The 20,514-nt window shown below is 58.4% G+C and carries 18 protein-coding genes; 2 read left to right on the forward strand and 16 right to left on the reverse strand.

The window, feature by feature from the left end:
- Window positions 1-53: 53 nt before the first annotated feature.
- Window positions 54-950 carry an FkbM family methyltransferase gene (locus tag QTH86_RS21010; protein ID WP_286648090.1) on the forward strand — a complete coding sequence of 299 codons (897 nt, stop codon included), beginning with the start codon at window positions 54-56 and terminating at the stop codon, window positions 948-950.
- A 591-nt stretch (window positions 951-1,541) separates the two neighbouring features.
- On the opposite strand, the gene QTH86_RS21015 is transcribed toward QTH86_RS21010, so the two are convergent.
- From QTH86_RS21015 to QTH86_RS21030, 4 genes are all read right to left on the reverse strand, one after another.
- Complete coding sequence (locus QTH86_RS21015) at window positions 1,542-3,074, reverse strand: hypothetical protein (protein ID WP_286648091.1); 1,533 nt, start codon at window positions 3,072-3,074, stop codon at window positions 1,542-1,544.
- 1 nt (window position 3,075) lies between these two features.
- Window positions 3,076-3,636 (reverse strand): hypothetical protein, encoded by a 561-nt coding sequence (locus QTH86_RS21020; RefSeq protein WP_286648092.1) that lies wholly within the window; start codon window positions 3,634-3,636, stop codon window positions 3,076-3,078.
- Window positions 3,637-3,902: 266 nt separating this feature from the next.
- Window positions 3,903-5,048 carry a glycosyltransferase gene (locus QTH86_RS21025; protein WP_286648093.1) on the reverse strand — a complete coding sequence of 382 codons (1,146 nt, stop codon included), beginning with the start codon at window positions 5,046-5,048 and terminating at the stop codon, window positions 3,903-3,905.
- Between the two features lie 3 nt (window positions 5,049-5,051).
- Entirely contained in the window at window positions 5,052-6,641 is a 1,590-nt protein-coding gene (locus QTH86_RS21030; protein WP_286648094.1) for a glycosyltransferase, read from the reverse strand.
- A 616-nt stretch (window positions 6,642-7,257) separates the two neighbouring features.
- On the opposite strand from QTH86_RS21030, the gene QTH86_RS21035 reads away from it, so the two are divergent.
- A complete protein-coding gene (locus QTH86_RS21035) occupies window positions 7,258-8,829 on the forward strand; it encodes a hypothetical protein (RefSeq protein ID WP_286648095.1) in 1,572 nt (523 codons plus the stop codon).
- 130 nt (window positions 8,830-8,959) lie between these two features.
- On the opposite strand, the gene rffA is transcribed toward QTH86_RS21035, so the two are convergent.
- From rffA to gmd, 12 genes are all read right to left on the reverse strand, one after another.
- Window positions 8,960-10,117: a dTDP-4-amino-4,6-dideoxygalactose transaminase gene (gene rffA / locus QTH86_RS21040; protein WP_286648096.1), complete on the reverse strand. Its 1,158-nt coding sequence runs from the start codon at window positions 10,115-10,117 to the stop codon at window positions 8,960-8,962.
- Between the two features lie 31 nt (window positions 10,118-10,148).
- A complete protein-coding gene (locus tag QTH86_RS21045; RefSeq protein WP_286648097.1) occupies window positions 10,149-12,236 on the reverse strand; it encodes a hypothetical protein in 2,088 nt (695 codons plus the stop codon).
- 19 nt (window positions 12,237-12,255) lie between these two features.
- Complete coding sequence (locus tag QTH86_RS21050) at window positions 12,256-13,131, reverse strand: class I SAM-dependent methyltransferase (RefSeq protein WP_286648098.1); 876 nt, start codon at window positions 13,129-13,131, stop codon at window positions 12,256-12,258.
- On the reverse strand, window positions 13,128-13,511 hold the full coding sequence (locus QTH86_RS21055; RefSeq protein WP_286648099.1) for a GtrA family protein: 384 nt from the start codon (window positions 13,509-13,511) through the stop codon (window positions 13,128-13,130). The genes QTH86_RS21050 and QTH86_RS21055 overlap by 4 nt, the downstream gene beginning before the upstream one ends.
- 44 nt (window positions 13,512-13,555) lie before the next feature.
- Window positions 13,556-14,467 (reverse strand): glycoside hydrolase family protein, encoded by a 912-nt coding sequence (locus tag QTH86_RS21060; protein WP_286649393.1) that lies wholly within the window; start codon window positions 14,465-14,467, stop codon window positions 13,556-13,558.
- A gap of 5 nt (window positions 14,468-14,472) precedes the next feature.
- Window positions 14,473-15,138, reverse strand: coding sequence for an acetyltransferase (locus QTH86_RS21065; RefSeq protein WP_286648101.1), 666 nt, complete (start codon window positions 15,136-15,138; stop codon window positions 14,473-14,475).
- Window positions 15,135-15,773, reverse strand: a complete 639-nt coding sequence (locus QTH86_RS21070) for a class I SAM-dependent methyltransferase (RefSeq protein ID WP_286648102.1) — start codon at window positions 15,771-15,773, stop codon at window positions 15,135-15,137. Before QTH86_RS21070 ends, QTH86_RS21065 begins: the two co-directional genes overlap by 4 nt.
- Window positions 15,766-16,647, reverse strand: coding sequence for a phytanoyl-CoA dioxygenase family protein (locus QTH86_RS21075; protein WP_286648103.1), 882 nt, complete (start codon window positions 16,645-16,647; stop codon window positions 15,766-15,768). The genes QTH86_RS21070 and QTH86_RS21075 overlap by 8 nt, the downstream gene beginning before the upstream one ends.
- Window positions 16,644-17,588, reverse strand: coding sequence for a glycosyltransferase family 2 protein (locus tag QTH86_RS21080; RefSeq protein ID WP_286648104.1), 945 nt, complete (start codon window positions 17,586-17,588; stop codon window positions 16,644-16,646). Before QTH86_RS21080 ends, QTH86_RS21075 begins: the two co-directional genes overlap by 4 nt.
- On the reverse strand, window positions 17,585-18,283 hold the full coding sequence (locus QTH86_RS21085) for a WbqC family protein (protein ID WP_286648105.1): 699 nt from the start codon (window positions 18,281-18,283) through the stop codon (window positions 17,585-17,587). The genes QTH86_RS21080 and QTH86_RS21085 overlap by 4 nt, the downstream gene beginning before the upstream one ends.
- 257 nt (window positions 18,284-18,540) lie before the next feature.
- On the reverse strand, window positions 18,541-19,191 hold the full coding sequence (locus QTH86_RS21090) for an FkbM family methyltransferase (RefSeq protein ID WP_286648106.1): 651 nt from the start codon (window positions 19,189-19,191) through the stop codon (window positions 18,541-18,543).
- Between the two features lie 17 nt (window positions 19,192-19,208).
- Window positions 19,209-20,246 carry a GDP-mannose 4,6-dehydratase gene (gene gmd, locus QTH86_RS21095; RefSeq protein ID WP_286648107.1) on the reverse strand — a complete coding sequence of 346 codons (1,038 nt, stop codon included), beginning with the start codon at window positions 20,244-20,246 and terminating at the stop codon, window positions 19,209-19,211.
- Between the last annotated feature and the right edge of the window lie 268 nt (window positions 20,247-20,514).

The following is a 20,514-nucleotide window of genomic DNA, read 5'->3' on the forward strand; positions in this document are numbered from 1 at the left end:
ATTTTTTTGGGAGATTGTTGGTGATATCTTTTGCTCAAAATTTTGAAGACGTCATGATCGCCCGGCTCTTTCCACCCGGCCATCAGGGCTTCTACATCGACATCGGCGCAGCGGACCCCGTGTATCTGTCGGTGACCAAGCATTTTTACGATGCTGGCTGGCAAGGCATCAATGTCGAGCCGCTGCCGCGTTTCTTCGCACGCATAGAAACTGCACGCCCTCGCGATATCAATCTCAACGCCATCATCGGTAATGGCGAAGGGATGCATCACTTCTTCGAAATTGAGGAGCTGCCGGAGAACTCGACAAGCGACGAGCAGGTGATGGCGCAATTGAAGGAGCAAGGGCGCACCGTTCGAGATCACGAGGTTCAGGTAATCAGCCTGAAGGCGCTCTGCGAAAAGTATGCGACGGGTCGTGAGATCGACTTCATGAAGATCGATGTCGAAGGGGGCGAACTCGCCGTCCTGGAAAGCGCCGATTGGCAGCGTTTCCGTCCTGTCCTGCTGGTGATCGAAGCGGTGGTGGTGAACGGGCGAGAGGAAACCTGGGCGCAATGGGAGCACATGGTCACTGAACAAGGCTATGCCAAGGTATGGTTCGACGGGCTGAATAATTACTACTTGCGCCAAGAAAGTCTTCACTTGCGGGAGCACTTCCGGCTGCCGCCGAATGTATTCGACGCAATCGAGTTGGCCCATCTCGATTTTCAGGGCAACGGATGGGAAGATTTGTCCGCCACAGTTAAGCGCATCGATGCCGATCGCATTGCCAAGCAGGAAGCGCTGGATCGGCTTATTCCCGACCTCACCGCGGCCAATGCAGATCGCGAAGCGAAGCAGGTGGAAATCGATCGCCTGGTTACCGAACTAGCGGCCAAGCAGCAGACGATCGATGAACTCAGCACACGTGTTGCCGAGCTGGATGCCAGGCGATGGTGGCGGCGCTAGCACTCAGGCACGCTTACGAGGTCTTTCCGCGGATGCATATGATTTATGCGTTTGCCTCAGATGGCGAGGTCGACGTTGATCTCGCTTTAAATCACTCCCAAACGTTCATATGTCGGAGAAGGTCTTGTGCATACCACCTCATGCTCGAGGTGATCTTGTAGATAGTTCGCGTCAGCGCATCGACCATCGGCGCCAGTGAAGATGCCGCGCCTCCTAAAGATCTGCTGCTGAAAGCCGACTTCTATTGCGAGGGAGCGTAACTGTGCACGTCGCTTCAAACAGCGAGCAATCACTGATCGTCCGGACGACACTTTCGCAGACATCCAAAATAAGCTCGATCAAGCACGCGGCCAACCTTCGGGATCTTTTCGAGAGATGGGGTGTTTCCAAGATTTCATATGAATTTGCCACCCAGAAGAATTGAGAAAGTGGACGAAGTTTTCAGTTTCGGCAGTAAATTTCAAACGCCAATGCCTCTTCGTCGGCCAGCGTGGTCTGTAGGCTGATATGTGATCGCATGAATCAGTGGGTTGCCTTGACGCCGGCATGAGGAAAATACAAATTTTGCAGGTAATCGCCCTTCGGCAGATTTTATTTGCGGCGCAGCCCAGCAAATGCAGCGAAAGTTGATGCCAACATAACTGATAGCATCGGTTGGACCCACCAATAGGAAACTTCGGCAAAGAAATTCGTTGATCCCTGTGGGACCGAGAGTATAAGACCAGGCGCGATCGATATCAATGTGATGATAATAATCAATTCAACGTCGCGTGGTACCGCGTTCAGAATTGCTATGGCCCCTGGCGCGTTCGGTAAAGAGAATCGGTGCAATCTTAAGATGGAAAAGACGATCATCGGCCCAAAAAAAGCGAAGAAAGATGGCAGCCAGCGTTCTGGCGGAAGGACGTCTTTAATAAAAGCAAACGGCTTGATCATCTGCATAAGGCCAGGCCCGGCATTCGCTCCCTGGGCAGCCACTTGGGTAGCGAAATATCCGTAGACCAAAGCGGATGACATGGCCAGCCAAGCCAGGCTGCGTTGTATCAAGGTCAGTGGCAGCCGTAGAGTGATGTAAGCAAGTAGGCAACCGACGACGGCACCAACGCTAATTTTCAAAGAACAAAGTGCAATAAGGTATACCCCAATCGCGGGGTAGGAGTACCAGCGAAGCCCGACCGAAATTTTGTGGCCCAGTTGATCAAGAATCCATATGCCCGCAAGATAGGAGGCAAGGATTGCAACGCCGAAAGATTCACTATGAAAAGCGTTGTCCCACACGCCGAGATTCCTCCGATCGGTAGCCGGAATAAGTCCGACAAACACTAAAAAAAAGGATATCCAGAACCATTTGGAATAAATAATTTTCCGTTCTCTTGCGGTTGTGTATTCTGTTCGCGATAGAAATAATAGAAATGAAGTTGAAAAAAAGAAAAAAGACAAAATAAAAAGAGGGCCGAAAAGTAAGGTGAATGCTATTGCATAAAATTTTATTGCGCCAATCCCGAGGAGGTGGCAAAAAAGCGCGGCAATTTTATGGCTTCCAAAGTGGTATGGAAAGGGTGTCGTTCCATCAATTCCAAGAGACGGTGCATTGAATTCGGATATCATATTGACGATGGCTGCGTGGAATAGCATGTCCACATGCACTGTCCCCGTCGCTACTGCCTCATTAATCCAGGGTGTTTTGTAGCCGTCCACATAGGTCAGCAAAAACACCCAGTATCCGATCATGGCACTAGGAAGAACGACGGCCAAAAGGCTCCGGCTTCGAATTCCCCGAGAGATGACGATTTGTCGAATCAGAACCATAGCAGTCGCCGCCCAAGGGAGAATGCTATGAAACGCAAAAATCCAGACGAATGCTGGCGTGGCGACAATTCCAACTATCAAGCTGATGAAGGGCGAGCGTGTTGCCCGGGAAATATAGACCTCAAACGACATGCATATAGCACACAGGCTCGCCGTAACTGACACCAGCGCCGCGTTTATGATTTCGCTGTCTTGACCGGTAAATAGCAGTGGCGAGCGTAGCGTCAGGAACATCGCGACTGCCAAGCTCAAGGTCGCCACTAAACAGCCAAGATAACCCGTGCGCGCAAATATATTCTCTTCTTCCAACGCCATGCTATTGTTTTTCACAGTTCAGCCTGCTCTCCATAAACGCATCGCCCGTCCTGCTAATTACGACAACATGGGTGAAGCTTCTCGCTCTAGCCAACTCGCAGGGATTGGATTTTTCGTCGTTTCCGGCAGCATGTCTTGTGGGGAGGTACTGATAGCCGTATGACTCGTAGCTGCAGGTTCCGGAATCGGATGCGAAAGGACTCAATAGTGGCAAACGCGTTAGTGCAGGCACACTGAAAGGCTGGATTGCGCAAGCCTCGAGAATTGAATCTCCAAATTTTTCGGTGTAGGTGCCGCGGTAAAAATCCGGATCTAACAGGATGATGCCAAACCGAATTTCGGAATGCAACGTTTTATCGTTCCCCAGTGAATTGAGTAGGGAGTAAAATTTCAGGCGTGTCGTGAGTCGGCGCGACTCCTGAGGGTTGTCGAAATTTTTTGGGGTCGCCGCTGCTAGAATTGAGTCGGCTTTGTTTTTTGCTTGAATTCGCTTGGTGGCGAGCTGTCGGGTGTAGTTGATGATGTTCTGAGCGGCGAGTACGCACAAAATCGCCGTTAACATATAAGCGCAAAAATTTCGCCACCTGTTCAATTTAGTTATTCCAATATAAGCCGCAATGATCTCTCTCTGCGCAGCGTTTCTCTAGTCATCAAAAATAAGGAAGGAAATTCCATCCCGCAAGTGGCGAGATTTCTTGCCTGTGTGAATGGCTTCCGTAGACGACGGCTGGGACCGATTGATCTGTCGGCGCCGGTTAAACGTTGAATTAACCAGCAACCCGAAACGGCGTATGTCGTTCTGCGGTGGCTGTGGATCGCGTTCGTACGTCAGGGTACGACGTCGACGTCACCCTGAATAGTTCGTAAACGTGTCCAGGTGTCGTAGAAGGTCTTGTGAACGCCGGCGCGATGCTCGGTGGAGATCTCGTGGACCGCTTGCCTCAGCGCGTCGGCCAGCGGCGCGCAGCGTAGACGCGCCGCCTCTTGAAAACCCGCTGCCGAAAGCCGGTTTCGATTGGCGGGGTCGCGAACGGCACGCATTGCTTCAACGAGCGAGGCTGACGAGGGATCGCCGATTGTTAGGACCGCATCCCGCCCAACGTCCGCGGCCAGACGGCCGCTCGATGTCGTGATGATGGGGCAGCCGTATGCCATGGCCTCGACAGCAGATTGGAGCAACCCGTCGCTCCATGGATGGAGCAGTGCGGCCGCACCTGCGTAGGCTGGCGCCAGACTGGCGTCATCGAGTATCACTCGGACGATTCGGCTGCCATTGGCGAGCAAGGTCTGTGTAGGCTCACCGCCGCTTGCATCGATGCAGAGCAGGTCGAACGCGTCGCTATCTGTGGCGGTCAATGCGTCCGACAGCAGCGCCATGTGAGGCTGGTGGGCCGTTGCGGATGCCACGAAGTAGGGCCGCTTCAGGTCGTACTGAGCTCTGAAGGCCGCGATTGCCGGCTGCGTGGGCGGGATGGGCTGGCCGGGATCGGCCTTGGTTGGGTAGTGGGCCTGCCGAATAGTGCGCGGGTTCAACTCTGGATAGAACGCCAGCAGATCGTCACGTGTGTCGCGCGATGTGCAAACGAACCTGCGAGCGTGTGCGACGGCCACTTCCTTTTCCTGTTGTTCGCGTGTTGCGAGTTCGATGCCTGCCCGCTCCGGTTGCATGTCGTGGACGAGGAGCGCCGAGGGCGTCTGCAAGGGTGTAGTGAAATGCGTAGACACGAAGGCGCTCGCGCCATAGTGCCGACAGACGCGCTCAAGCAAGGCCGAATCGTGTGTGTTGAATTTCGGCTTGTAGCTCGGATAGGGGATCACCTCGATGCCAGCGATTTGCTCGCGTTGGCCGCCCCGATCGAGCAATACGATGGGAATGTCGAGATGGCTCGCCAGGAGCGGCAGCAGCGGGCGCCACAACTGGGTCGATTCTGGGCGTTGCAGTTGCAGAAAGACACCGTCGATTATGAGGGTCAAGGCCTAGTCTTTCAATGTGTGCGTTGCGCGGTCTGCGATGGATGCCCGACGCAAGGCCTTCTGCGCGGCCATGTAGCGCCATTCCGCGGTGGCGGCCTCCCGCTCCGTGATCGCCAGGTCTTCCCCGAGTGCTTCGCGAAGGCCATCCATGAAGGCTTCGTCGGAAGAGAGTAGTCTTGGCGACATGAGCTTCCGGCCGTGCTCCTTCGTCGTTCGCCGACCTTCTTCCACGCCGCGGGAGTTGGGTCGGGTTGACAACCCTTCTGGGTTGACGAAGTAGACGACATGGGGGTCGTTGACCTTGTAGAACACCTTGCCCGCCTCCATGCAGCGCAGCCAGAAGTCGTGGTCACCCGCAGAGCGGTAGGACGCGTCGAACAGGCCCACGTCGTTGTGGATTTCGCGTCGCCACATGGGCGCATTATGTGGAGAGTTCGAACGCACCAGGTTGTAGGGCGTGACGATCGGCAGTTCGCTCTTGACGCCCACTGTGGCCGTCTTCGCGACGCTTGCGTTGCCATCGAAGGAATAATAGAAGTCTTGGTAAGTCACATCCACGAACGGGAATTTTTCGAGGATTTCCGCCTGCCGCTCGAAAGAGTCTCGCCGACGCAGATCGTCGAGATTTGCATTCGTGAGATAGCGCCCGCGCGACATCTCGACACCCACGTTCCAAGCCTCGTAGATGCCGATGCGCGTGGCTGCTCGGTGATAGACGATGTTCGGAAAGCGCTTCATGTAGGAAGCGATGACCTCGAACTCGTTCTCGGGCGAGTTTGCATCGACGATGATCAGCTCACAGCGCGGGAAGAGGGTCTGAGAGGTCATGTTCTCCAGGAACTGCTCGATGTAGTCGCCGCCGCAATAGAGGCTGGCGATGACCGACACCAGTACGTCAGAGCCTGGGGCGATCGCCAAGCTGGGGTAAGGCTTGATCTCTGGTTCTGCCGGGTTCTGCGGGATGGCTGCGGCGCGTTCTTGCCATTCCCGCACGCTGATGAATCGATCAGTTCCCATGATCCACGCGCTGGTCGGGTCGTGAAGATCCGGTTCGCCGTCTCGTACCAGCATCTGGTTTGCGCGTTGCGCAAACAGATTGGTCACCAGATGCCCTCGGCCCAGAATGCCCTGCGAGATCCGATGGTCCCAATGGGCGATTTCTTCTACCAGTGGGCCCCGGCCCAGTAATTCTTCGAAGGTGTACTGGATGAACTTGCCGTTGGGCACCTCCGGCACCAGTTCGTCGGTGGCTCGCACCAGTTGTGCCTCGGGCGAGGTCACGATGGCTTCGATCACCGCCTCCATTTGAAGGCTGCCTGTTGTGACTTGGCTTGACCATATCGCGCACTCGTCCTCGCCGGGCGTGCGATGCAATGCCATCTGGTAAATCTTGACTATAGCGGCCTCGGTCTCTTTGACCGACCGCCCGGTGTCAGATTCGTTGGCGACTCGCATCAGTTGCGCCTCGGGCGAGGTCACGATGGCTTCGATCACCGCCTCCAATCGAAGATAGCCTGCTGTGACTTGGCTTGACCAGATAGCGCACTCGTCCTTGCTTGGCGTGCGATGCAATGCGAGTTGATAGATTTGCATGACGGCGGCGTTGATGCCGTTCTCTCGCCAGTGAGGGGCCTGGCCTTCGGTCCCGTCTGCGGGCCTTGGTGGACTCAATATGACCCACCGGACAAAGCCCCAAGCTCGGCGGAGTACTTCGGAGAGGGTCCGTGTCATGGCTGCGGGAGGTTGGAGATCATTCACTTGCATAGTTTCGATGCCACTATCGATAATCCTCGCTCCGCTGAATGTACGAGAGGGGGCCGTGCTGAAACGGGGTTCGCTGAGGCTACGCACCACTGTCCGCGTCACGATGAGGGTGCGGCATGCCCGTTGATTTCTACAAGGAATGACGAAATCGCTGAGCACCAACGCCATACTCGCGGCTCGTTGCAAGCTTAGCAGACCCTGCCGCTGCTCACGGGCGCGTCGACACCATCCAGCATTACGCGATGTGCTTGCGCGGGATGGTCGGAAAGAGCAATTGAGGCAACCTAGAATCTCCGCATCTCACTGTAGCAGGCCGAAGCCAGGGCAATCGGTCGGCCAAGATCAATGACATCAGTTCAGCGCGGGCGCTCCAATGTCCGACTACTACGACCGCTGAGCGGAACCGATGCAGATAGTTCGAGACCCACCAATACATGAAACCTGAATGACTCGCAACAAGTACCTCGCCATCGGCGCCGTTTTCTGTGTCTGTCTCTTCCATGTGCTCGCGGTCATGGGATATCTCGTGCGCGAAGGTCGTCTTTCGATGGTTCCGGTCTACGACGACGTGACCTATCTCATCGACGGCCTGAGCCGGCTTGCAGTGTTGGACCGCGCGGGAATTGGCGGTTTTGTTGCGGACTTGCGCGCGCATTCGGCTCATGCGCCGTTTATGGCTGCGACCAGCGCCTTCGGTTTTCTGTTGAGCGGCGGCGCCGTTTGGGGGCCGTACCTCTTGAACTCGCTGTGGGTCTTCTTAGTGGCGGCACTGGCACTGCAAGCTCTGCGTGACATCCCCGTCAAGAGCCGTGTCGGCATCGTGGTCGCGCTTATCGCCGTACCATTGTTTGGTGCTGCAATCGCAGAGTTCCGTCCTGATCCTGTCTGGGGCTTGCTGGTCGGCTTCTCGGTTGTGCTGCTGGTCTCAGTTGACATCGCTCGAGCGACGCGGCTCCAGTTGTTGACGCTAGGATTCCTCATCGGTGCCGCCATCATTGCAAAGCCATCGGCAGCGCCGGCTTCGCTGGCCGTCATCAGCGCTACGTACCTCACGCAACTGGGATCGTTTCTGCTTTTGCGAGTTCAGCTTTCGAAGCGTGCGCTTGTGCGCAACTCGCTGCTTGTCGCGCTCGGCGCGGCGGTGTTCGTTGTCCCGTATGCCATCACCAGTGGCGCTGAAACTTATGCATATATCAAGTGGGTGATGGGCACCAGCAACAGCGTGTGGCGTACTGAGACCAGCACGCTGGGGCACATCACCTACTACCTGAACCGCAGCTATGGTCCTCTGATGCTCGGATGGGTCTGGTACGTCGCTCTCCCAATCCTGTTGCTCTGTTTGGGTCTTATCCTGCGTGCAAAGGATCGGCGTGATCTGTGCGCCTTTACCGCCACGGTTTGCGGTCTGGTCGTGGCCTACATCATCGTGACGGTCAGTTCGGTGAAGTCGCCGATGATCGGAAGTATCCTGTACGGGACGATCATTGCCGCAGTCACATGGGCGTTGGGGCGTATCGTCTTTTATGTCCCGATACGCGGCGTGCTGATCTTGCTGATTGGCGCGGGGATCTTCTGTACGCAATGGATCCCCAAGGCGGGCATGGTGAGTCGCACCGATGCGGGCATGCGCGCGACAGATCAAGCGACCAAGGCTGTTGCGCCAGTTGTGTTGGAGGCACTAGGAAAGAGCGCAAACAAAAGAGGGCTGGTGACCGTACCCGGCCCTGTTTTTGGAGGCACGCTTGATTTTCTGGCTAAACAGGAAGGTATGGCGAGCAGTATCAGGCAGGCATACGCTCTCGATTCCTTGGACAAGTTCCAGGAGCCAATCCAATGGGCTGACGTCATCATCCTCAGCGAATCAGGAATGCTGGGTCAATCCAATGGATTTAACTTCCCCAGCATAAAGTTTCAAGCGCAACTGCTGCAATTGATGCGAGGCGACGCGACCCTCTCCGGGCACCCCGTGTTCACGGATGAACAAGGACGCTCGGTCTGGGTTTTCATTAGAAAGTAAGGCTAGGCTTTATCAGCGGCACGACGCCTTCAACATGAAAATGCATCAGAATCGTCGCTGACGGTGCCATCTCTGGGCAGCACAGCCCTGCGGAGGCGGGGCTGTTCGGTAGGCGCCATGGCGTCACCGTTCAGCGCAGTTGGCGCGCGGCGCTCGTGGCATCACGCAGCACCTCGATTACCGTGTCCTGCTGTACCTCGGACAGTCCGACCCAAAGCGGCAAGCGAACCAGTCGCTCAGACTGGCTCACGGTCACGGTCAGACCGCCGTGCGTCCGACCGTACCGCCGTCCTGCAGGGGACGAGTGCAGTGGCACATAATGGAAGACGGAGGCCACGCCGGATGCCCTGAAGCGATCGAGCACCTGCTGCCGGTCGATGTCGGGGGCCAGCACCACGTAGTACATGTGCGCGTTGTGGCGGCATCCCTCGGGCACCACCGGCCGCCGCAGCACACCCTGTGACTCAAAGTCTTCGAGCAGCACGTGGTACCGTTGCCATGCGGCCAGGCGAGCCTTGGTGATGCGCTCGGACTCTTCCAGCTGCGCCCACAGGAACGCGGCGATGAGTTCACCCGGCAGGAATGACGAACCGACCTCCTGCCAGGTGTATTTGTCGACCTCGCCCCGAAAGAAGCGGCTGCGGTCGGTTCCCTTCTCGCGAATGATCTCGGCTCGAAGGCTGAGCGCTGGGTCGTTGACCAGCAGTGCACCGCCCTCGCCGGAGATCACGTTCTTGGTCTCGTGAAAGCTGTAGGCGCCCATCTGCCCGATGCTACCGAGCGCACGGCCCTTGTAAGTGGCCATGACGCCCTGGGCTGCATCCTCCACGACCATAAGCCCATGACGTTCGGCGATGGCCATGATGGCGTCCATCTCGCAGGCGACACCGGCGTAGTGAACCACGGCGATGCCGCGGGTGCGCGGCGTGATGGCGGCTTCGATCAGCGATTCGTCGAGGTTCAGCGTGTCGGCGCGAATGTCCACGAAGACAGGAACGCCGCCGCGCAGCACGAAGGCGTTGGCCGTCGACACGAAGGTATACGAGGGCATGATGACCTCGTCACCCGGCTGGATGTCCATCAGCAGTGCGATCATTTCCAGGGCTGCCGTGCATGAATGCGTGAGCAGCGCTTTGCGGCAACCGGTGCGCTCCTCGATCCACCGATGGCAGCGCGCGGTGAAGGGTCCGTCGCCGGCCAGCTTCCCGTTGAAGTGGGCCTCGGCTATGTAGTAGAGCTCCTTGCCCGTCATGTGGGGCCAGTTGAACGGGATGTGGCTATCTTTCATCTCGGATTCGTGTGTTGCAGGGATGGTCGGTTTATCGGCAGCGCTCGGTCGGCGGTTGGGCGCCCGGGGCTCGCGCACCGGCGTCGTAGACCGACAGACCGCTGCTGGAGAAGACTGCAGCTTGTCGCGTCGGGTCCCATGCGACCGATTGGTCGGCCCGTACGACGAACCAGCGTATCGCATTGTCTCGCATGCGTTGGCGTGCCTCGGGCCAGTCGATTGACTGCGCAACGCTCTCAAGGGCCTCCGTACGCATTTCGACCGTGCGCTGTACGCAGGGCGCCCGCGTCATTCGGATCTCCGAGCGCGCGAGGAAGGCCGGCATGTTTGTCACAGAGATGAGGTTGACAATCGGCCGGCTGAATCCCAGCACAGCGTCGCCCCCCATGGCCAGAATATCGCCTTCTCCCATATGAGCTCGCAGGTAGCGGGCCCCATCGAGAAGACCAGGCGCCAGGCGCTCATTGTAGAAATCAGCGGACCAGGGCATGGCCACTAAGTCGGGTTTTGCGGGGTTGGTCCCTCGACTGGCGAGGGTCGCCGTACCAAGCACCGCCACTGCAAGCAAGGCAGCACCTCGCTGAGGCCAGGCCGCGGCTGGCCTCAGCTCGACAATCAATTGGTACGCGCAGATTACGCAGAGCAGCACCACCATGGCATACATGAGCGGAAAGTGCCGGTGCTTGTATTCAGTGAAATCGGCATTGTTGGCAGTCGGTGCAAACCACATCAGAAGCACGTAGCTGAGCAGCAGGAACGGGACGAACAGGTACTCTCGCCGCCTGCCCAGCCGCAGGAAGGCGACGCCAGCGAGTACCGGATAGGCCAGTGCGTAGACGCCGAGCAGGGCAACCAGCGTTAATACCGTTTTGAAGACAAACACCAGCGCAACGGGATGTGTCGGCAACTGCAGCGGTTGGCCGAGAAAAAGCGTCTGGTTCAAAACGCCGTCCAGGTACTGACTCGGCGCCGGTTGCGCCAGCACCCATGCCTTGAGCGTCGGCATCGACCATGTCGCGGCCGTGAGTACCAGCGCCGCGACGCATACGACGGTCAGTGTCTTGAGGCCGTACATCCAGCGATGGCGCAGGCCAACATACATCACGATGGCTGGCGCAAGCAACATGAAGAAATGCACCCGTACCAGAATGATCGATGCCAACAACAAACCCATGAACCAAAACGTGCGTGCGCCACCACGTTCGACATACAACATGGCTGTGCTGCAGACCACCATCGACAAACCGATCGCGTAGCCAGCGCCGGGTGTGGCGAGCAGCATCCAGTAGAAGTCGAGCAGGCCGGAGTGAAGCGGAATGCGGTAGCCAGGCACTGCTGCTACGACCATGACTGCCAGCAAGCCAACGGCCCTGTCGCCCAGTTGAACGACAAAAACATAGCATCCAAGCGCCGCTGTCAAAAGACCCAGCGGCAGCAGCAGCGATGTCGCGATCGTCAGTGGCGTCACATCGACAAAGGGCTGGAGCGCCGCCGGCAGCATGAAGGGAGCGTAGTGATAGAAGGCGAGCCCGACACCATAAGCCTCCAGTTCGGTGTTGTTTGCGAACGGGCCGCCGAACGAGGAGATCGAGATGCCGTGCAGAAAGTAGTCGCTCCAGATCGGCAGCGCGCCGGTGAGTTCCAGCGCGCGTGCGCTGGCGGCCGGCACGCGTGACAGCACGGCCACGGTGACTGCGAGAACGGCGGCGGCAAGGACGTCAGCGCCGACTGGCGATTCCCCGTTCAACGTGCGTACGCTTCTGCGTGTGGCCGGCATCAGGAACACCAACCACACGATGGCGGCGCACGCTACGAAAGCCCATAGCGCAGGAATAGCAAGCAGCGAACTCACAACATACATTGGCAAGGACAGGCAGGCAAAGCCGATACAAAACGCCGCAGGTAAGCGTGCCTTGATATCTTCCATGCCTCCTGCGCGCAGTGCCATCAAGCCCGCTACCGTCTGGGTCGGCGCGACCACCAGTGCGAAGAGGAAGAGTTCAACGGAGAAGGCATGCGTACCGATCCATAGCTCCGACGAAATGAAAGCAGCCACCACGAGCGAGAAAAGGGCGGCGCCGCGTACCCCTGTGAGAGAAGGCAGGCGCAGGCTGTTCATTCGCAAACTCTTTGGCTCATCAACTGGACTTGCGCGCTACCACCAGTCGCGAACCTCCGATAGGCAAACGGACACCTGCGCGGATCAGGCCCCGTTCCAACCCGAGAATGGTTTCGAGCGTGGCGTTGAGCCAGGGCGGAATATTGAACTCCGCTACCGGATCGAAGGCCTGCCCCGGTGACTTCCTGCGTGCGAGCCTCGATGCCATCATGGCGGGCAACAGTGCGCTCACGAAGGAGGTGCTCCGCAGGAGCTTGAAGCCTGCAGCCTCGACCTTGCGATGCAATTCCGCTGCGTTGTAGCGACGGACGTGGCAAGCATATTCGTCGGCATCGCTCCACAGCCACGAATGCTGCGGGACCGTCAGCAGGATGTGCCCGCCTGGTTTCAGCGCGGCATGCATCTGGGACAACACGCGCTCATCCTCCTCGATGTGCTCGATGACGTCGAAGGCGCCGATCACGTCGAACTCATCGCGATACGGGATTTCGCGTGCATCCATCTGGACGAAATCGGCGGCAGGGAGGCGCTCCGCCGCGAAGCCAAGGCCTGCGACGAAGATTTCGCTACCACTGAGGCGGGCTCTAGGGTAAGCCGCTGCCACACCAGAAAGTACGTAGGCCGTGCCACAACCAATCTCCAGGAAGGACTGGAATGGAGCGCAATATTTTTGGATGGCCCACAGGATCAGCGCGTTCCTGGCACGAAACCAGAAATTCTCGCCCTCCATCCGTGCGAGTTCTGTGTAGTAATGCGCCTTGAAGCCACCGCCGCCTCTTGCAAGCGCGGACGCGTAGGCGACGAAGCCGTCAACTTCCGACGGACCTTGGCCGCACGCTGGACAGCGATTGTGCTCGCTGTCGAAGCTTGCGTTGCAGTGAAGGCAACGTTTCATCGGAAGGCTCCTAGCGATCGCTTCGGATCAGGAAAGACAAAATACTTGAAGGCCACGAAGAGAAATCCTGCGACGACGAAGATGGCGAAAGCCTGCACAAGTTGGTGGGCGTAGCCCAGTCTGTCGCCGAGTGTGTACAGCAATGTGAGGTTGATCAGATAGCCCACGCCGTGCGCGAGGATGTAGCGCAGACCCACGGCCAGCCCTTTCTCGTGATGCCTGAATGTGATCGTTCTGTTGCCCCAAAAGCCGAGCGTGGCGCCGGTAACGTAGAGCAAAGTCATCGTGACCTTCGGGCCAAGACCGATGTAGGTGATCAGAAGATAAACCAGATAGCCAATGAGATTGGTGGAGACGCCTACGAAGGCATAGCGCAGCAATTGTGCCGCCAGTGTGCGTAGCCGCGTGGCAACTGGTGCCCCTGTCATCCAGTGAGCATGGCGAGGCCGAACCCGGTCTTGCCATAGCCATTTCCGTTGTAGAGCATGTAGCGCTCGCCCCGGTGCTCAAGGACGAACGGGTACTCGATCATTTCCGAATCCCACCCCTCGTTGGATACGTCGATGCCGACTGCATCAGGCCGCAGATCCCAAGCACGGCCGTCGAGGCTGGAGGCGTAGCCGATCCGGTAGGCCTCGCCTGCGCCACTTCGAAAGGAGAACCACATGTGCAAGCCAGACGAATCCCTGAACACCGTCGGTCGAGAGAAGGCTTGTGCAACGCCGACGGCATAGGGGACGGCCAGCCCCTCCTTGTGCCAGTGCTCGCCATCGTTGGAGGACGCACGCTTGATGACGTGGACCATTTCGCCGTTGCCAGCGTTCCACGTCAGTGTGGAGCCGTACCACATGGCATAGCCATTTTTTTCGTCGTCCTGCTGTACCCAGGGATAAGACAGGCTTACGGCATCCTCATCGTCGAGCGGCATGAATGGTCTATCACCATCGAGCGAGAGGGTCAGATCAGCCGCAACGCGGAGCCTGCCGACCTCGCCGCGCCAGTGCGCGTTCTCTGGGCTGCGCCAACCCATGAACAGCATGTAGCGACCCGAGGGCGTGTCGTAGCAATTGCCGATGCTCACGCCGTCCGCATAAAAACTGCCTACTGGACCGTGCTCGAAGAACGGAGCGTGGTGCTCCTTCACCACATGGCGCTTCACGATGTCAATGTCGACGGCGCCGACCGACGAGCGATTGAGGGCATCCCGGCCGCTGAAGAACACGCGATAGACGTCGCCATCGAGTTGCACTGGCAGCGGATTCGCCGCGTGCGTCAGCAGCTTGGGGTGGCGCTGCGAACCCTGCGGGCTGAAAAGCTGCCCGAGCTTGTGCCACACTCTGCTCATATGCCGCGCAGTCGAGTGCTCGGTACCTTCGAACGTTCGGTTGCGGCGCCGATGTAGACGCCTTCAGCCTCTGCGTCGGCGAGCAACAATGCGCCTGCGCCCAATACGCAGCGATCACCGATTCGGATGTGGTCACGCAAGGTGGCGTTGACGCCGATGAAGCATTGCTCGCCAATGGCCACGCCGCCGGAAACCACAACATGCGATGCGAGGAAGGTGTGGTCGCCGATCGTGGCGTGGTGGCCGATGTGATTGCCGCTCCAGAGCGTGACGTTGTTGCCGATCCGGACGAAGGGCTGGATTGTGTTGTCCTCGAAGATGAAGCAGTTCTCGCCGATCGCGCCGTCGTTTAGTACCGTTGCAGCCGAGCTGACGTAGCTCGGTAGCCGGTAGCCCTTGGCTTTGGCTGCCAGATACTTCTCTTTGCGCACTGCGTTGAGCTTCGAATAGCTCAATGCTACGAAGAGGTCAAAGTCCGTGACCGGGAAGCGATCGACAACCTCTTCGAACGGGACCACTGGCAACCCGCAAAACTCAGGGGTCTGGATGAACGCGTCGTCGACAGTGAAACCGGCAACCTCGTAGTCGGAGTCGGCGCTGAAGTAGCGATGCGCAAGCTGAGCGATGTCGCCCGCGCCGAAGATGACGAGGCCCCTCTTCATGGTGCTTTCCTGACCAAGATCGTGAATTCGTAGAGACCGTAGTCGTGAAGCAAGGCGACGTTGCGCGAGTAGCGACGTTTGCAGAGATCGAACAGGCGCAACGGATCGGCGTAATAAAGGTCCGGCCGCATCCGGTCGGTATCGGAATACGAGGTCAGGCAGTTGAACGAGAAGCCGAGGCGGCTGCTTCGGTCAAGCGCATCGAGCGTCTGCTCGACGTAGGCTTGCCACTCGGCGTCGGTGCGGCCAAGTCGGACATTGAAGATGCCACTCGCGACGCCGTAGTCGTTGACGGCGTCCGGCGCACCAGCGTGGATGAGCCGCGCGTTATCGCGGCCCGCGAGCCGTGTGCGTGCAGCCTCGACCATGCTCCGCGACACATCTACGCCGAGATAATCAAAGACGACTTGCTGCGAAGAGAGGTGGTCATACAGCGCGCCATAGCCACATCCCAAGTCGGTCACGGAGAAGGTACGCGTGAAGTCGATGACGCGACAGAGCTCCTTGAAACGAAGCACTTGTCCCTCTTCACCGTTCCAGTCCACGCCGCGTGGACTCTGGCCGTGCCGTGAGAGCTTGTCCGAGTAGTAGCCGGCAACCTCTGCCAGCAGGCCTGTGTTCTCGATCTCAGCCATTTGCCATCTCTGTCTTGCTCGTTACGACCATGTTTGAGTCTCCATTCTGATTGGGGGCACGCGAGGCCAGATAGTCCGCCACGGTGACGGCCTCTTGGCAGTCGAACCCCAGGACGTCCCGCGCCTTCTCCCGGAGGCCGGACGCATCGACATTGCCCGGAATGCGAATCTGCTGCTTGAAGTAAGGGATGTTGAACACGTGGTTCACGGCTCGGCGCGCACGGTTGCTTGCGTTGTAACCGCCCGTATGAAACAGCATGCAGTCGAGCAAGATGAATTGTCCGGCCTTCGCCTCCACCTGTAGCGCATGTCGTTGCACGAAGTCTTCGGACGGAAAAGCCGACGACTTGTGGGACGCCGGTAGCACGAAGGTCGCCCCGTTTTCTCGGGTGAAGTCGTCGATGCAGAACAGTGCATTGATGGCCAGCGGCGTCGACGAGATGAAGTGCTGATAGGGCAGATCGCGATGCCAGGCCCCTTGGTTGTACGTCTGCCTCGACGGGTTCACGATGCCGTTCTGCTGATTCAGTATGAACTTGCCTGCGATCAGATGTGAGACTGCCGCAATCAGATGCTCGTTGAGTGCGAGGCGCAAAAAAGCATCGTCCCACGCCAGCAAAAGCCGCACACTGTTGTGCTCGTCAGCAGCTTCGAGTACCGATGCACCATATGTTTGCGCATAGCGTGAGCGCGCGCCGTCAAAGGCGACCGACAGGGCGATGAGTTCGGCTGCCGAGTAGCCGGCGTCGAGGACGGCGTAGCCCAGTGTCCGCACGTCTTCCACGGCGGAGGCGAGGTCCGAACAACCGTTATTCGTGCGTTGCAGCACGCCGTAGGAAGCCGTTGGTACGGTAGGGAGTGCAGCAAAGGTCATGACGCGCTTTCCTGATTCACACGTCGGCCATATACCTGCCGCACGATGGTGTAGGGTCGCTGCTTCACTTCCAAGAAGATTTTCGCGATGTAGATACCCTGCACGCCCATGAAGAAGATGATGAGCCCCGAGAAGAGCCAGATAGAGGCAACGATCGAGGTATAGCCATCGGGCGGCGACGAACCGGAGAAGTACCGGCTCAGCAGATGGGCGATGTAGATCAGTGCGGTGAACGATATCAGCAGGCCGGCATAGAAAGTGAAGACCAGGGGCAGGCTGCTGAACGAGGTCACCGCATTCACCAGATGACCGACCTTCCGCGACAACGAATAGGTCGTCGGGCTGGACGAATGCTTCTGAACCTGTTGGGGGGTTTGTTTGAAGCCGGTGAGGAGCCAAAGGCCGCCGATGTTGAGTTCGCGCTCGCGGTGCAGCAGCAGGGCATCGACGTAGCGGCGGGTCATCAAACGCGCCGTCACGATGTTGTCGGGCTGGACAATGCCGGTCAGAAGGCGGAACAGCTTGTAGAAAATGTTCCCCGAGAGTCGCTCGATCACGCCGCCTCGGCGGGCATCCTGTACGCCGTAGACGACGTCGGCGGTCTGTTTTTCAATGATCTCGGCGAACAACGTCAGCCACTCGGGTTCTTCCTCGAGGTCACTGTCGATGAGGAACACACGCTCGCCTTGCGCTTGGGCCAGGCCTGTCATCATCGCCTTGTGGTGGCCGAAATTTCTAGAAAGATCGACCACGACCACGTGCGTGTCTGCAGTCGCGATCTGGACCGCTACATCGAGGCTTTCATCGGGCGAGCCATCGTTCACCAAAACGATTTCATAGTCCTCGCCCACGAGCGCTCGTGCCGCGGCGGCCACACGCGTGCAGAACTCGGAAATATAGGGTGCCGACCGATAGAGCGTTGCAACGACAGAAAGCTTCATGCCTTCACGTACCTCATGAACTCAGGTGCTCTCTTGCCGCAGTTGAAGAGGAGATCAAGTACGGTCACGCCATGGATGAAGTCACCCCAGAGCTGCGGATACTCGGGGTAGCCGGCATAGTCGAACCAGCGCAAGGTAACCCCCCGATCCGCGAACACCGCTGCATCGACATAGTCGCGCGCTGCGGGCCCCGAGATGTACTCATCGGCTCCCGCCTGGACGCACAGGTCGGCGAGCCGCTCGGTCTTGCCGTCGGACAGCGCGTAGTCGGACGAGCTGGTGATGCGTGTCTCGATGCCCAGGTAGGCGCATACCGCCTCCAGCAGACGGCGGTTCAGTGTCGACAGGTGCGAAGGGGTGCTGGTCGACTGATAGATCGGCGCGAGCCAGCCTGCAATCTCTTCGAAGTGCGGGGCCCGGCGGTAGTTCTGCTCAAACGCCCTCCAGTGCAGCGCCGCCCAATCAGTGCCGTCGATCTCCGTTTCGTTGATCTTTTGCGTGTACTTGCCCTTGACGAGCACTGGCACCGTCAGCCACTGGACGCCCTGCGGCGTCTTGATCTGGTTGCGGTTGCGCCAGTCTCGGCGGGTGTACTGCATGTCGTCGAAAAGCACGAACTCATCGACCAGCGCGATGAGGTCGAAATACCCTTTCCAGGGGATGTAGTTGGATTGGACGATGGCGATTTTCTTCATGCAACTTTCTGGGCGACACGGGCCTGTCAATTTCGAGCAGAGCCGTGAGTTCTCTTCGCCGCGGATTCGATGGTCGCCGTATGGGACAACTGCGGCAGTTAACAATGTGAGTGTATGTCGGGCAGCGGCCCAAACAGTACAGGCGCCTGAGGGACGCTCCATGTTTTCCGAGAACTGGACGTCCACACCTTCGCAGGAGCAGTCGACGCCGCACTGACCTGACCGCCCCTGTTTGTACTAACAGACCCTTGCCCGCTTTACTTGCGGGCAAGCATCAGGTCCATCTGCAGCAACTCGCCCGTCTCGGGGTCGCTCCAGCCGGGCTCGACGGCCACGATCCTGAAGCCTAGGAAGTCCAAACTTTTCACCATGTCCCCGATCAAGGGCTCACCCGCATAGACGAGCAGCAATGACGTCTCGATCTGGATCAGTTTCACGCGATCAAGAATAGCGAGTGCGCCAAGCAGAACCTGTGTCTCATACCCTTGCACGTCGAGCTTGAGGAAGATTGACTGGGTGTTTGGGCAAAGTTCGCGAACTAGCGCGTCCAATCGGCGAATGGTCACATCCTGTTGGCCGATATAGCCGATAGATGGCTCGAACCCCAGGCTCTTGGGCATCACGTCCAAGAGAGAACTACTCCAGGAGTTGGCGGACACATTGATGACCGACATGCCCTCGGCATCGCCAAGTGCTGTCTTCACGCACTGCCACTGCGGATCCCCGCTTGCCGTCTGTGCCAGCCGGGCGTATGCATCGTCGAGCGGCTCGAAAGAGATGATCTTTCCCGCGTACCGATACCTCTCGCGCAACAGCGTTCCGAACTGACCGGCGTTCGCACCGACATCCAGCGCAAGGTCGATGTCCCTGGCGGCGATAAGTCTGGCCGCTGATTGCGCGAAGTCCATGCTGCCGTGACTAATTGTCAGAAAGAATGCCCCTCTGTATTCCGGCGTAGATCGGCTTTCACCATCATCGCGCACAGTTCCTCGAGCGTGGTCTTCGGCTCCCAGCCCAGCTTCTCCTTGGCGCGCGCCGGATTGCCGATCAGCAGATCGACCTCCGCGGGGCGGTAGAACTTGGGATTGACGCGTACCAGGGTCTTGCCGGTTGCGATGTCGATACCGACTTCATCCTGCTCTTCCCCTTCGAAGCGCAGCTCATAGCCGGCCGCCTTGAACGCCATGTCGACGAACTCGCGCACCGTCTCGGTCCGGTTGGTCGCCAGCACGAAGCTATCGGCTTCCTCGGCCTGCAGCATCATCCACATGCCCTCGACATATTCCTTGGCGAATCCCCAGTCTCGCTGCGAGCCGAGGTTGCCCAGTTCGAGCACGGGGATCTTGCCCAGCTTGATCTTCGCAACGCTGTCGGTGATCTTGCGGGTGACGAACTCGCGTCCGCGCAGCGGGCTCTCGTGGTTGAACAGAATGCCGCTGCAGCCGAAGATGCCGTAGCTCTCGCGGTAGTTGATCGTCATCCAGTGTGCGAAGAGCTTGGCCACGCCGTAGGGGCTGCGCGGGTAGAACGGGGTCTCTTCCACCTGGGGGATGGCCTGCACCTTGCCGAACATCTCGGAGGTGGAGGCTTGGTAGAAACGGATCTTGGGGTTGGTCAGGCGGATGGCCTCCAGCAGGTGCAGTGCGCCCATGCCGGTGATTTGCGCCGTGGCATCGGGCTGGTTGAAGCTCACGCCGACAAAGCTCTGTGCCGCCAGGTTGTAGACCTCGTCGGGCGCCGCTTCCTTCATGAGCGTCATCGAGCTGCCCAGGTCGGTCAGGTCGTATTCGATCAGGTGGAGGTCCGGGTTGTCCTGAATGCCCAGTTCTTCGATGCGCCAGAAGTTGACGGAACTGGTGCGGCGATAGGTCCCATAGACCACATAGCCCTTCTCGAGCAGCAACTCGGCCAGATAGGCGCCATCTTGGCCAGTGATGCCGGTGACTACCGCACGTTTCTTCATGAGGACCTTCCAATGTGAGTCTGGGGACGCCATTTCGATGGCGCTGAACCGCGGGATTTTGCCTGAAAGCCGAAGGCATTCCGTCCGACGGCCGGCTTGGAAACCGGGTCAGCCTACAAGAGAGGCGGATGCGGGTGACTAAAATTCAACTGTCACGGTTTGGTCATTCTTGCCGTGACAGGGGGGTGATCGTTGCGGCAGCATGCGCTGGAGCGACTGCGGGGGCGCTGTAGCGTCTCCGGACTGAAACATTTCTTCGCATCTTTTT

The sequence above is a fragment of the Variovorax sp. J2L1-78 genome (genome assembly GCF_030317205.1).
In the GTDB taxonomy this organism is placed as follows: domain Bacteria; phylum Pseudomonadota; class Gammaproteobacteria; order Burkholderiales; family Burkholderiaceae_C; genus Variovorax; species Variovorax arabinosiphilus.

Excerpts from the sequence above, each read along its gene's own strand:
- QTH86_RS21010 (WP_286648090.1), top strand. The coding sequence starts at position 54 with ATGATCGCCCGGCTCTTTCCACCCGGCCATCAGGGCTTCTACATCGAC.
- QTH86_RS21015 (WP_286648091.1), bottom strand. The coding sequence starts at position 3,074 with ATGGCGTTGGAAGAAGAGAATATATTTGCGCGCACGGGTTATCTTGGC.
- QTH86_RS21020 (WP_286648092.1), bottom strand. The coding sequence starts at position 3,636 with ATGTTAACGGCGATTTTGTGCGTACTCGCCGCTCAGAACATCATCAAC.
- QTH86_RS21030 (WP_286648094.1), bottom strand. The coding sequence starts at position 6,641 with ATGCAAATCTATCAACTCGCATTGCATCGCACGCCAAGCAAGGACGAG.
- QTH86_RS21035 (WP_286648095.1), top strand. The coding sequence starts at position 7,258 with ATGACTCGCAACAAGTACCTCGCCATCGGCGCCGTTTTCTGTGTCTGT.
- rffA (WP_286648096.1), bottom strand. The coding sequence starts at position 10,117 with ATGAAAGATAGCCACATCCCGTTCAACTGGCCCCACATGACGGGCAAG.
- QTH86_RS21045 (WP_286648097.1), bottom strand. The coding sequence starts at position 12,236 with ATGAACAGCCTGCGCCTGCCTTCTCTCACAGGGGTACGCGGCGCCGCC.
- QTH86_RS21050 (WP_286648098.1), bottom strand. The coding sequence starts at position 13,131 with ATGAAACGTTGCCTTCACTGCAACGCAAGCTTCGACAGCGAGCACAAT.
- QTH86_RS21065 (WP_286648101.1), bottom strand. The coding sequence starts at position 15,138 with ATGAAGAGGGGCCTCGTCATCTTCGGCGCGGGCGACATCGCTCAGCTT.
- QTH86_RS21070 (WP_286648102.1), bottom strand. The coding sequence starts at position 15,773 with ATGGCTGAGATCGAGAACACAGGCCTGCTGGCAGAGGTTGCCGGCTAC.
- QTH86_RS21075 (WP_286648103.1), bottom strand. The coding sequence starts at position 16,647 with ATGACCTTTGCTGCACTCCCTACCGTACCAACGGCTTCCTACGGCGTG.
- QTH86_RS21080 (WP_286648104.1), bottom strand. The coding sequence starts at position 17,588 with ATGAAGCTTTCTGTCGTTGCAACGCTCTATCGGTCGGCACCCTATATT.
- QTH86_RS21085 (WP_286648105.1), bottom strand. The coding sequence starts at position 18,283 with ATGAAGAAAATCGCCATCGTCCAATCCAACTACATCCCCTGGAAAGGG.
- QTH86_RS21090 (WP_286648106.1), bottom strand. The coding sequence starts at position 19,191 with ATGGACTTCGCGCAATCAGCGGCCAGACTTATCGCCGCCAGGGACATC.
- gmd (WP_286648107.1), bottom strand. The coding sequence starts at position 20,246 with ATGAAGAAACGTGCGGTAGTCACCGGCATCACTGGCCAAGATGGCGCC.